A 12,252-nucleotide genomic window follows, 5' to 3' on the forward strand; every position below is an offset into this window, starting at 1 on the left:
GTCCAGCAATTCCTTAAAAAATTTACGCGATCATTTAGGACAATAGATTTTATTCAATGATTTCAAAGATATTGAGAAAATCCCGACGAGATATAAATTAACGCTTGGCTATTGGTATTTTATTGGTATTCTGAATGCTGGAGGACGATTGAACGTGACTTATCTCCTTGGAATTGATGGTGGCGGCACAGGTTGCAGGGCGGCATTGGCTGATCTGAGCGGCAATGTTTTAGGCACTGGCAAGAGTGGTTCGGCCAATATCATGACCGACATGAATACAGCACGTCTGAACATTCTCGATGCAACTGAAGCAGCATTCAAAAAGGCTGGAATCGACGCTGGCCAGACCAAAAGGGTCTTCGCGGTCCTCGGCCTCGCCGGCGCCAATGTCGGCGGCAATGGTGCAAAGCTGGAAGCTATGCTGCCGTTTCAAAAATCGCTTGTTTATTCAGACGGCGTGATCGCGCTCCAGGGGGCACTTGGTGATCATGATGGTACCGTGGTGATCCTCGGCACTGGTTCCGCCTATGTTACCCGGCTCGGCAATGACATTCGTTTTGCCGGCGGCTGGGGCTTCAAGGTTAGCGATCTCGGTGGGGGTGCGCGGCTTGGTCGGGACCTGCTCGAAGAAACATTGCTCGCCTATGACAAATTTCATCCTAGCTCGCCGATGACAGCGGCAGTTATGGAACGGTTCGGAGGCAATCCGCATCGGATAGTCCAATTCGCCCATTCGGCGACACCGAGTGATTTCGGCACGTTTGCGCCAACCGTCTTCGAGTATGCGTCGAAAGATGACAAAGTCGCCGTTGCTCTTTTGGACAAGACCATTGGCCAAATCGAGGAAGGGCTCGACGCCATCATGTCTCCAGCCCCTATGCGTCTTTCCCTATTGGGTGGTCTTGGTGCTTTTTATGGTCCGCGCCTTTCACCTCGCTATCGGGCAATACTGCAAGCACCGTTGAATGACGCTCTGACAGGCGCAGTCCAACTGGCAGCACGCAATTTCGCTTCGTCATCGGCGGAGGTTAGCAATGGGTGATGGTTTGATCGATATTCTGCCTTCGCTCAACGACAGCTCTGCTGTCGGTGGTCCGCTTTACGTGAAATTGCAGCGGCTGATCGAAAATGCCGTTCGTGAAGGAAAACTTCTACCTGGAGATGCATTGCCTCCGGAGCGAGAACTTGCTGCGATGGCGGAGATCTCGCGCGTAACTGTTCGCAAAGCCGTCCAGGGTCTCGTCAATGACGGCCTGCTCGTCCAGCGGCATGGTTCTGGCACATTTGTGGCACCGCGTTCCGCACGCGTCGAACAATCCTTGTCGCATCTCACATCCTTCACTGAAGATATGGCACGGCGCGGGATGATTGTCCGCTCGACTTGGCTCGACCGCGGCGTCTATGCGCCTTCCCCTGAAGAAATGGTGACGCTCGGACTGTCATCCGGCGAAAAGGTGGCGCGGATCAGCCGATTGCGCGTGGCCAATGACACGCCCATGGCAATCGAACGTGCCGCCTTGTCGATTCATGTGCTGCCAAATCCGGAACTTGTCACTTTATCGCTCTATGCGGTGCTGGCGGAGAGCGGCAATCGTCCGGTCAGGGCGATACAGCGCATTTCTGCGGCCATTTTGAAAGAGAATGATGCTAAACTGCTCCAGGTTCCGGCGGGTTCCGCCAGCTTGAATATCGAGCGGATATCCTACCTCGAATCCGGAAAGGTTATCGAATTTACCCGATCGATCTACCGTGCCGACGCCTATGAATTTGTCGCCGAACTGAAGCTCGGCGAGTCTTCGGAAATTTCAGGAGCAGTGCTGTGAATACCAGAACGACCCTCATGCGGGAAGAAATACTCTCAATTCCCGATGTGACAGCGAAGTTTCTTGACGCCTCCCGCGCAACGCTTGCTGCAGCCGGTGCGAAGTTGCGCGAAAAGAACCCGCCCTTCCTTGCGTCGATTGCTCGTGGCTCGTCGGATCATGTCAGTGCCTTCCTGAAGTATTCGAGCGAGCTCACTGCCGGTATTCCCGTTGCTTCGCTCGGGCCCTCCGTCGCATCGATCTATGGCGTGAAGCTTAAACTTGGCTCTGCTGCGACACTATCCATCTCACAGTCTGGCAAGAGTCCAGACATAGTCAGCATGACAAACGCCGCCCGTGAAAGCGGTGCACTGACGATCGCCATCACCAATGTCATCAAGTCTGACCTCGCACATGCCAGCGACTTTGCTATCGACATCCTGGCCGGACCAGAGCGCAGCGTCGCCGCCACAAAGTCGTTCATTAGCTCGGCTGTTGCCGGTCTCGCGCTGATCGGACATTGGACCGAAGACAACAAGTTGCTCGCCGCAATCGATGATCTTCCAGCCGCGCTCGCCAAGGCCGTCGCCTGTGACTGGTCAGCCTTCGCGGGCGCAGTGACCGACGAAAACTCGCTGTTTGTTCTTGGACGCGGACCATCTCTGGCAATCGCCAATGAAATGGCGCTGAAATTCAAGGAAACAAGTGCGGTTCATGCGGAAGCCTTCAGTGCTGCCGAAGTCATGCACGGGCCAAAGGCTATTGTCGGCGAAGGCTTCCCGATTCTCGTGCTCGCCGCACGCGACGCAGCCGAAGATTCGCTCGTGGATGCTGCCAATCGCCTGGCCGACCAGGGCGCTGCGGTGTTCCTCACATCGTCCAAACCATCACATGCTACGGCCCTGCCCTTCGTGGCTACGTCCCACCCGCTGACTGACCCACTGGCACTGCTTGTCTCCTTCTACTCTTTCGTGGAAGGCTTTGCCCGCAGCCGTGGATTGAACCCGGATGAACCGCCGCACTTACGAAAAGTGACTGAAACCCTATGAGCACTATCTATACCCTTACTGGCGCCGAGATATTCGACGGCGAAAGCTGGCACGCCGATTCAGGCCTGGTTGTCGATGGCGATGTGATCAAGAGTATCACGCCGTTGTCGGATTTGCCCGGTGACGTCCGCCGGGTCGAATTGAAGGGCGGTAAGCTTGTACCGGGCTTCATCGATGTACAGGTCAATGGGGGCGGTGGCGTACTCCTCAACGACGGTCCAAGCATCGATGCAATCCGCACCATATGCGATGCGCATTTCGCCTTCGGCACGACTGCCTTGCTGCCAACGTTGATTACCGATACGCCGGAAATAACTGCGGCGGCCATCGCTGCAGGCAAGGCCGCGGCGCAAGAGAAAGTGGCCGGATTTATCGGCTTGCATCTTGAAGGTCCGCATCTGTCCTTGACACACAAGGGCACGCACGACCCGAAGCTGATCCGGCCGATGGACGACGCTGATCTCCTTGCCATCATCGAAGCCGTGCAGGAATTGCCGGTTCTGCTGACCACAGTCGCACCGGAAACGGTATCGGCTGAAAAGATCCGGGCGATGGTCGATGCCGGGGTGATCGTCAGCCTCGGCCATAGCGGCGCATCCTATGAAGTCGCGCTGGCAGCCAAGGATGCGGGTGCAACTATGGTGACACACCTGTTCAATGCGATGAGCCAGCTCGGCCATCGCAGTCCCGGCGTGGTTGGCGCGGTGCTTGAATCAGGTGAACTGTCCGCGGGGTTGATCGCCGACGGCTTTCATGTCGACAAAGCCTCAATGGCCATCGCACTGCGTGCCAAGCAGGGTCCGGCGAAGATATTTCTCGTTACCGACGCAATGTCCACGATAGGCACCGATATTACAACTTTCACGTTGAACGGACGCAGGATCACACGTGCCGGTGGACGTTTGACACTGGACGACGGGACACTGGCCGGTGCTGATCTCGATATGATCTCGGCCGTTCGTTTCGTGCATCGCGAGCTCGGTCTGTCTCTCGATGAGGCACTGCGTATGGCATCGCTCTACCCAGCCCAGAGTATTCGTATCGATCACCACTATGGACGCCTAGCGCCGGGCTATATCGCCAATATCGTGCATCTCGACGAGAAGCTCGATGTCAATCATGTCTGGATCGGTGGCGACTCGCACTACGCACGTTGACGGAACAGTTCGGCTGGTCATACTAGAGTCTTCACCTTACTGGAGAATCGAGATGGCCAAGGACGCGCTGATCGTCGTCGATGTGCAGAATGACTTCTGTCCTGGCGGGGCGTTAGGAGTCGATGGCGGGCATGAGATCGTCCCGATCATTAACAAGCTCATGCAGCGTTTCGATCGCGTCGTCCTTACCCAGGACTGGCACACACCCGGGCACTCAAGTTTTGCATCGTCACATCCCGGCAAGGCGCCGTTCGAAACAATCATGATGCCCTATGGTGAGCAGGTCCTCTGGCCCGATCATTGTATCCAGGGATCGGCAGGCTCAGAATTTCATCCGGATCTGATCTGGACAAAAGCCGAGTTGGTGGTCCGCAAAGGTTTTCATCCGCATATCGACAGCTATTCGACTTTCTACGAAAACGACCGCAAGACCCCTACGGGACTTGCCGGTTATTTGCGCGAGCGTGGCATTACCAATGTGACTTTCGCAGGTCTCGCGACTGACTATTGTGTCGCATATTCCGCGCTCGACGCTATCGCGCACGGATTCACCGCCGAAGTGCTGCTAGATGCTTGTCGCGGGATCGATCTTGGCGGCTCACTCGTCACCATGATGACAAAAATGCGCGAGGCTGGCGTTGTGCTCGTTTAACGGGCCTCTCAAAGTGAACAGCTGAGCATTTTTCCACAGCCTTGAACCAAGGTATGAGCTTCCAGTCATAAAACTGTTGTTTCCCTGTCACATAATGACGATACTGCCCTCAAGCGCACTTCAGATGACGCCTTATGTGTATGGGAGATTCACATGACTTTTCGCGGCACTTCACTGAGCCTTGCTCTCGGCATTGTCCTCGCCTCATCCACCTCGTCTTTCGCCGTCACCGAGATCAGCTGGTGGCATGCGATGACTGGCGCCAATAACGAGGTCGTCAACACGCTTTCCAAGGAATTCAATGAAAGCCAAAGCGACTACAAGGTGGTTCCGGTGTTCAAGGGCACGTATCCTGAAACGCTGAATGCCGGCATTGCCGCCTTCCGCGCCAAGCAGGCGCCGGACATCATCCAGGTATTTGATGCGGGCACCGGCGTGATGATGGCCGCCGAGGGTGCGATCAAGCCGGTCGCCGACATTCTTTCGATGGGCGGCGCCAAGTTTGACAAGAGCCTCTATTTGCCTGGAATTGTCGCCTATTATTCCAAGCCCGACGGCACGATGCTGTCCTTCCCGTATAACAGTTCCTCGCCGATCCTCTACTACAACAAGGACATCTTCAAGAAGGCCGGACTCGACGAAAACAAACCACCCAAGACGTGGCCGGAAGTCTGGGACGCTGCGAAGAAGATCAAGACAAGCGGCGCAGCCAAATGCGGATATACCTCGGCCTGGCTGACCTGGATCCACACGGAAAACTTCGCCGCCTGGAACAACCTGCCCTGGGGGTCGAATGAAAACGGTATCGGCGGCGTCGATGTCGAGTTGAAGATCAATGCGCCAATTTACGTCAAGCATTTCCAGGAACTCGCCGATCTCGCAAAGGATGGTACTTTCCGTTACGGAGGTCGTACGTCCGAAGCCAAACCGCTCTTCCTTTCCGGCGAATGCGGCATCTACAACGATTCATCGGGCGGGCTCGGTGACGTGATCAAATCAGGTATGAACTACGGAACAGGTCCGTTGCCCTATGACCCTGAGTCTAAAGATGCTCCGCAGAATACGATCCCAGGCGGCGCCAGCCTCTGGGTTTTTGCGGGCAAGAGCGACGAGCAATACAAGGGCGTCGCAGCCTTCTTCAACTTCCTCTCCAAGACCGAAATTCAGGCGCGCCTGCATCAGGTGTCGGGCTATTTGCCGGTAACGTTGGCCGCCTATGAAGAAACCAAGAAGTCCGGCTTCTACGACAAGAATCCCGGTCGCGAAACGCCGATCCAGCAGATGATGGGCAAGGCACCGACTGAGAACTCAAAGGGTGTCCGCCTCGTCAACTTGCCCCAGGTTCGCGACATCCAGAACGAAGAGTTCGAAAACATGCTTTCGGGTAAACAGACTGCCCAGCAGGCTCTGGATAACGCCGTCAAGCGTGGCAACGCTGCGATAAAACAGGCAATCGGCCAATAATCTTCATTTCATGTGACAGCCTCGTCCGCAATCTACGGACGGGGCTATTTCAAAACGAGGCATTCATGGCATCGTCAACGCGCGTCACTTTTCCAAACAAGTTTTTGCCCTATCTGCTGCTGGCACCGCAACTCGCCATCACCGCAATATTCTTCTATTGGCCCGCATCGCAAGCGATCTATCAATCCGTCTTGCGCGAAGATCCCTTCGGGCTGTCGACGCAATTTGTCGGTCTGGATAATTTCCGGCGCGTCCTCGGAGATCCAAACTATCTGAACTCGCTTCAGGTCACGGTTATATTCTCTGTAGCCACAGCGCTCATCGCGATGGCGCTTGCCCTTCTGTTAGCCGTCATGGCGGATAAGGTTATCCGCGGCAAAGGCATCTACAGAACGCTTTTGATCTGGCCCTATGCGGTCGCACCGGCAATCGCCGGCATGCTTTGGCTTTTTCTGTTCAATCCATCGATGGGAACGCTTGCCTATCTCTTCCGCTCGACAGGCTATAATTGGGACCCACTGCTCAACGGCGATCAGGCAATGGTGCTCATCGTCTCAGCCGCAGCGTGGAAGCAGATCAGCTACAATTTCCTGTTTTTCGTCGCCGGTCTGCAGTCGATCCCCAAATCGCTGATCGAAGCGGCAGCCATTGATGGCGCAGGCGAAACGAAGCGCTTCTGGACCATCGTTTTTCCGCTACTGGCTCCGACGACCTTCTTCCTGCTCGTCGTCAACACGGTCTATGCCTTTTTCGACACGTTCGGCATCATCCACGCGGTCACGGGGGGCGGCCCCGGCAAAGCTACGGAGACGCTCGTCTACAAGGTCTACAATGACGGCTTCGTCAACCTCATCCTGGGTGACTCCGCCGCTCAGTCGGTAATCCTGATGATCATTGTTATCGGCTTGACGGCTATTCAGTTCCGCTATGTCGAGCGCAAAGTGCACTACGGCTGAGGATAGATCATGATTCAGAACAATCCTGTCGGCCGTCTGATCGCCCATGTGATATTGATCATCGGTATATTGATCGTGGCCTTCCCGATCTACTACACCTTCGTCGCCTCGACGCAAACGCTCCAGGAAATATTGCGCCCACCCCTATCATTGCTGCCAGGGGGACACTTCTGGGAGAACTATTCCGCAGCGCTCTTCGGAGGCGTAGGCCGTATCGGCGGTGTGGGCGTAGATCGGCTCCTGTTTAACACGCTGGTGATGGCGCTCGGCATTGCCATCGGAAAGATCTGTATCTCGATCCTTTCTGCCTACGCGATCGTCTTCTTCCGTTTTCCCGGGCGCATGGTCTTCTTTTGGCTCATTTTCATAACCCTGATGCTACCGGTCGAGGTTCGCATCCTGCCAACCTACAAGATCATGGTCGACCTTGGTCTGATCGATACCTATACGGGGTTGATCCTGCCGCTCATGGCGTCTGCAACCGCCACGCTGTTGTTTCGGCAGTTCTTCATGACCATCCCCGGCGAACTTGTCGAAGCTGCCCGCGTCGATGGCGCAGGACCATGGCGATTCTTCAAGGATATCCTGCTGCCGCTATCCAAGACCAACATCGCGGCCTTGTTCGTGATCCTCTTCATTTATGGATGGACGCAGTATCTCTGGCCGCTCTTGATGACAAACCGCAACGACATGTCGACCATCGTCATTGGTCTGCGCAAGATGATTTCCTTCGCCGATGCCGATACCGAATGGCACTTGGTGATGGTGACCTGCATTCTCGCCATACTGCCCCCAATCGTCGTTGTCGTTCTCATGCAACGCTGGTTCGTGCGCGGTTTGGTCGAAACGGAGAAATGATACCGATATGGCAAATGTAGAATTGACCAATGTTCGCAAGGTTTATAGTAGCTCCGTCGAAGCGGTCAAAGGCATCAACATTGCCATCGAAGATGGCGCCCTGTGCGTGCTGGTCGGTCCATCCGGCTGCGGAAAGTCCACCTTGCTGCGTATGATCGCGGGTCTGGAGTCTATCACCGACGGCACAGTTAAAATCGACAACAAGGTGGTCAATGAACTCGGACCTGCCGAGCGCGACATCGCAATGGTATTCCAGAACTATGCGCTCTACCCGCATATGAAGGTCTACGACAACATGGCCTATGGCCTGCGCAACCGGGGTATGCCAAAGGATCAGATCGACAAACGTGTAAAAGACGCGGCTCAAATCCTTGAATTGACTCAGCTTCTGGAACGTCGTCCGAAGGAACTTTCGGGCGGTCAGCGTCAGCGCGTGGCCATGGGCCGTGCCATTGTCCGCAGCCCGAAAGTGTTCCTTTTCGATGAGCCGCTCTCCAACCTCGATGCCAAGCTTCGTGGGCAAATGCGTGTTGAAATCAAGAACCTGCAGCGGCAACTGGGTGTGACCAGCGTCTATGTTACCCATGACCAGCTTGAAGCCATGACGCTCGCCGATATCCTTGTCGTCATGAACGCCGGTTCCGTAGAACAAATCGGCGCACCGCTCGATATCTACGAGAAACCGGCCAGCACCTTTGTCGCAAGCTTCATTGGCGCGCCGCCCATGAACCTTGTGCCGGTCACGGCCGACCATTCGGGACTGGTTCTGAAGGATGGCACACGCATCGGTGCAGAGGGGCTATCCATTCCAGCGACGGGATCCTTGATCGGCTTCCGTCCAGAAGATCTTGAGGTGTCCGCTGGCACCGATACGCATATCGGCGGACTGGCGCTTGATCTCAAGGTTCAGGGTGTAGAGCCGGTCGGCGCCGAAAGCTATGTGTATGGCACCATCGGCGGAGAAAGGGTTGTCGTGCGCGTTCCAGGGCGGTCAACATCGAACACCGATGATCAATTGCGCGTCATTATCCCGAAACAAAAACTGCATCTGTTCGGCGCGGACGGCAAGCGAATCTAGTCGATCGCCGCCCGCTGTTTCTTACACCTCGCATTGCGATGGCGTTCGCTTGCTGGCATTTACCAGCTTGGGACGGCCGCACCCTTGTACTTGTCGAGAATGAACTGCTTCACTGGATCCGAATGGTAAGATTCAATGAGTGTCTTCACCCAGGGCTTGTCCTTGTCAGCAGTACGGACAGCGATGAGATTGACGTATGGAGCCTTTTCACCTTCCTTCAGGATCGTACCGTTCATGGGATCAAGCCCGGCCTCAAGCGCGTAGTTTGTATTGATTGCTGCGGCATCGACGTCATCAATCGAACGCGGTAGCTGGGCGGCATCGAGTTCAACGAACTTGAAGTTCTTCTTGTTTTCGGTGATGTCGGCAGGCGTGACCTTCAGGCCGGCACCGTCCTTCAGCTTGATCGCACCCTTATCGGCGAGAATGAGCAGGGCACGGCCGCCATTGGTCGGATCATTCGGAATCGCAATCGTAGCCCCATCCGCTAACTCGTCGAAACTCTTCACTTTTTTGGAATAGACGCCCATCGGAAAATTGACGGTATAGGCCACATCGACGATGTCGAATTTCCGGTCGGCGATCTGATTGTCGAGGTAAGGTTTGTGCTGGAAAGAATTTGCATCGAGCTCGCCATCATTCAACGCCTGGTTTGGTACCACGTAATCAGAGAACTCGAGGATCTGGATATCTAGGCCCTTTGGCTTGGCGACTTCCGCGACCTTTTCGAGAATCTGCGCATGCTCGCCCGGCGTAACCCCGATCTTGATCGTTTCGGCCAGCGCACCAGTCGCGCCGAGGATCGCCGCCAAGGCTGCTACACCAAGTATTTTCTTCAACATTTCATTCTCCTGCTTTTACAATAAATTCAACGAGGACGGCTGCGCTTGTCGAATTGCCGCGCCAACCGGTCACCGGCGCTCTGGACAAGTTGAACGAGCACGATCAACACCACAACGACGACGGCCATGACATCGGGCATGAAGCGTTGATAGCCGTAGCGGATGCCAAGGTCGCCGAGACCGCCGCCGCCAATCGCGCCAACCATTGCCGCATAACCAATCAGGCTGACGATCGTCAGGGTCAGTGCAGAGGTAATTCCGGGCCGCGCCTCGGCAAGCAGCACCTTGAAGACGATCTGCATCGGGCTTGCACCCATTGCGCGCGCTGCTTCCGTCAGACCAGGATCGACCTCACGAATTGCCGTCTCGACCAGACGAGCAACGAAGGGGATTGTCGCAATCGTCAACGGCACTATCGCAGCAGTGGTTCCTATTGATGTGCCTGCAACGATCCGGGTGAACGGGATGATGGCAACGACCAGAATGATGAACGGCGTCGAACGTGTGGCGTTGACGATGGCGCCAAGCACCTTGTTGACCCAAGGCGCCGCGAAAAGCTCGCCTCGCCCGCTCGTCGCCAGAAACACGCCGAGCGGAATACCCAGCAATGAACCGATCAGTCCAGCGACCGCGACCATATACAATGTCTGGCCCGTCGCCTTGACGATGAGAGCAATGATATCAGCGGACATAGCCGACCACCTCCGATGAAAGGCCGTGATTGGCAAGGAACTGCCGGGCTTCGGCAATTTTCGCTTCATCGGAACGCAGGGAAACCACCAGCATGCCGAAAGGACGCCCCGCGATTTCGTCGACTGCTCCGGCCATGATATTGACCTCGATGCCAAGATCGCTTCCAAGCCGCGCCAACATCGGTTCCGTGGCATTTTCACCCTTGAATATGACACGAAGAATAGTCCGGGAGCCGGGCTCCGGTAGCTGCGACATCCGGCTAGTCAAGAACTCCGGCAAATGCATGCCTGCGAGGCCACCGAGAAGCGCCTTGGTGGTTTCGTGCACATGCCCGGTGAACACGTCGAATGTCGGGCCTTGTTCGACGATGCGGCCACCATCAATCACTGCCACATGGTCGGCGATGGCCTTCACCACTTCCATCTCATGGGTAATCAGAAGCACGGTCAGACCGAGCTCCTTGTTGATCTTCCGGAGCAGGGCAAGGATCGAGCGCGTGGTTTCTGGATCCAGGGCCGATGTCGCCTCATCGGAGAGCAGCAGCTTTGGTTCGGTTGCCAAAGCGCGCGCGATGCCGATGCGCTGTTTTTGGCCGCCCGAAAGCTCGGAAGGATAACGGTCGCGCTTGTCGGAAAGGCCGACCAGATCAAGCAAGGGCGCCACGCGCTTTTCGATGTCCTGCGTGCCCATGCCGGCAATTTCCAGAGGCAGTGCAACATTGCCGAAGGCAGTACGCGAGGAGAGCAAATTGAAATGCTGGAAGATCATGCCGATCGAGCGGCGCACAGGGCGTAGATTCTTCTCGTCCAATCCGGCGATGTCCACGCCATCAACGAGGATGCGGCCAGAACTCGGCTTCTCGAGCCCGTTGACGAGCCGGATCAGCGTCGACTTGCCCGCCCCCGAACGGCCAATGATCCCGGTTACCGATCCACGCGGCACGACGAGGTCTATATCGTTCAATGCCACCACTTCGGCGCCGGTATTCCCTGCCGCAAAGCGCTTGGCAACGCCTTCGAATACGACCATGGGATTGGGCGCGTCATTGCCTGGAAGCACTTGCGGCGTACTCGTTGCCGTATTTCTCAAAACTGCCATGTTCATTTGCGGAGCTCGCACGTCCGCCCTGTTGCCTTTTGAGGGCGGTCTATACAGACCATCTTCGCGTTTCGATAGACCTTGACGACAGGCATCAACATTTTCAGCTCTGTTTGAGACATCTTGGGTGGCCGGAAGGCCTCGGCAGAGATGACGATACGCAATGTTATCGCCCGACGACACGCAGCCGGTTTCATATTTGTATCAATTGCGGGAATGTCTTTCCAAAACCGCCGCATCGGTCAGCACATCGGCTCTGTACCCTTCATACAGGGGAAAATTTCGACTCTGAGTGCTTGAAATTTGGCCGATAAGAGCTAATTCTAAAGAACTACTTACTTGACTGCGTAGCAAATCGAGTAGATTGATCGACGGAATACATTTGAATAGAAAAAAATCACTTTAGAAATATTACTTTTGATTTTATCGTACAGATTAAAGATATACTTTCGTCTAAAGAAATATTCGGTATTTTCCTGCACTAATACCCTGTAGTCATAAAATTTCATCTTAACCACAGTGCGACACTGGGACATAAAGACATTGGTAACTAATAGAAAAAATGCTAAGTATATTAACCAATGCCGAACGTAAAAAAACTAA

12 protein-coding genes are annotated in these 12,252 nt (G+C 55.2%); 9 read left to right on the forward strand and 3 right to left on the reverse strand.

Going from position 1 to position 12,252, the window contains the following annotated elements:
• Positions 1 to 154 precede the first annotated feature (154 nt).
• From LB462_RS13775 to LB462_RS13815, 9 genes are all read left to right on the forward strand, one after another.
• Entirely contained in the window at positions 155 to 1,042 is an 888-nt protein-coding gene (locus LB462_RS13775; RefSeq protein ID WP_224508724.1) for a glucosamine kinase nucleotide-binding domain-containing protein, read from the forward strand.
• Positions 1,035 to 1,823, forward strand: coding sequence for a GntR family transcriptional regulator (locus tag LB462_RS13780; protein WP_224508726.1), 789 nt, complete (start codon positions 1,035 to 1,037; stop codon positions 1,821 to 1,823). Before LB462_RS13775 ends, LB462_RS13780 begins: the two co-directional genes overlap by 8 nt.
• Positions 1,824 to 1,840: 17 nt before the next feature.
• Positions 1,841 to 2,851: an SIS domain-containing protein gene (locus LB462_RS13785; RefSeq protein WP_224508783.1), complete on the forward strand. Its 1,011-nt coding sequence runs from the start codon at positions 1,841 to 1,843 to the stop codon at positions 2,849 to 2,851.
• The gene (gene nagA, locus LB462_RS13790) at positions 2,848 to 4,008 is read left to right on the forward strand and encodes an N-acetylglucosamine-6-phosphate deacetylase (RefSeq protein ID WP_224508728.1); all 1,161 of its coding nucleotides are present in this window, start codon (positions 2,848 to 2,850) and stop codon (positions 4,006 to 4,008) included. The genes LB462_RS13785 and nagA overlap by 4 nt, the downstream gene beginning before the upstream one ends.
• 52 nt (positions 4,009 to 4,060) lie before the next feature.
• Positions 4,061 to 4,660, forward strand: a complete 600-nt coding sequence (gene pncA, locus LB462_RS13795; RefSeq protein WP_224508730.1) for a bifunctional nicotinamidase/pyrazinamidase — start codon at positions 4,061 to 4,063, stop codon at positions 4,658 to 4,660.
• Positions 4,661 to 4,813: 153 nt separating this feature from the next.
• Positions 4,814 to 6,124 (forward strand): sn-glycerol-3-phosphate ABC transporter substrate-binding protein UgpB, encoded by a 1,311-nt coding sequence (gene ugpB / locus LB462_RS13800; RefSeq protein ID WP_224508731.1) that lies wholly within the window; start codon positions 4,814 to 4,816, stop codon positions 6,122 to 6,124.
• A 65-nt stretch (positions 6,125 to 6,189) separates the two neighbouring features.
• Entirely contained in the window at positions 6,190 to 7,080 is an 891-nt protein-coding gene (gene ugpA / locus LB462_RS13805; protein WP_114432340.1) for a sn-glycerol-3-phosphate ABC transporter permease UgpA, read from the forward strand.
• A 9-nt stretch (positions 7,081 to 7,089) separates the two neighbouring features.
• Complete coding sequence (gene ugpE / locus LB462_RS13810; protein ID WP_224508732.1) at positions 7,090 to 7,938, forward strand: sn-glycerol-3-phosphate ABC transporter permease UgpE; 849 nt, start codon at positions 7,090 to 7,092, stop codon at positions 7,936 to 7,938.
• Between the two features lie 7 nt (positions 7,939 to 7,945).
• Positions 7,946 to 9,016, forward strand: coding sequence for a sn-glycerol-3-phosphate import ATP-binding protein UgpC (locus LB462_RS13815; protein WP_224508733.1), 1,071 nt, complete (start codon positions 7,946 to 7,948; stop codon positions 9,014 to 9,016).
• 59 nt (positions 9,017 to 9,075) lie between these two features.
• On the opposite strand, the gene LB462_RS13820 is transcribed toward LB462_RS13815, so the two are convergent.
• Genes LB462_RS13820 through LB462_RS13830 form a run of 3 tightly spaced genes read right to left on the reverse strand, consistent with a single transcriptional unit; the run spans position 9,076 to position 11,580 of the window.
• Positions 9,076 to 9,855 (reverse strand): MetQ/NlpA family ABC transporter substrate-binding protein, encoded by a 780-nt coding sequence (locus tag LB462_RS13820; protein WP_224508785.1) that lies wholly within the window; start codon positions 9,853 to 9,855, stop codon positions 9,076 to 9,078.
• Positions 9,856 to 9,884: 29 nt separating this feature from the next.
• Positions 9,885 to 10,550, reverse strand: coding sequence for a methionine ABC transporter permease (locus tag LB462_RS13825; RefSeq protein WP_224508734.1), 666 nt, complete (start codon positions 10,548 to 10,550; stop codon positions 9,885 to 9,887).
• Positions 10,540 to 11,580 (reverse strand): methionine ABC transporter ATP-binding protein, encoded by a 1,041-nt coding sequence (locus LB462_RS13830; protein WP_224508787.1) that lies wholly within the window; start codon positions 11,578 to 11,580, stop codon positions 10,540 to 10,542. The genes LB462_RS13825 and LB462_RS13830 overlap by 11 nt, the downstream gene beginning before the upstream one ends.
• Positions 11,581 to 12,252 lie beyond the last annotated feature (672 nt).

It is taken from the genome of Phyllobacterium chamaecytisi, from assembly GCF_020164455.1.
Lineage (GTDB): Bacteria > Pseudomonadota > Alphaproteobacteria > Rhizobiales > Rhizobiaceae > Phyllobacterium > Phyllobacterium chamaecytisi.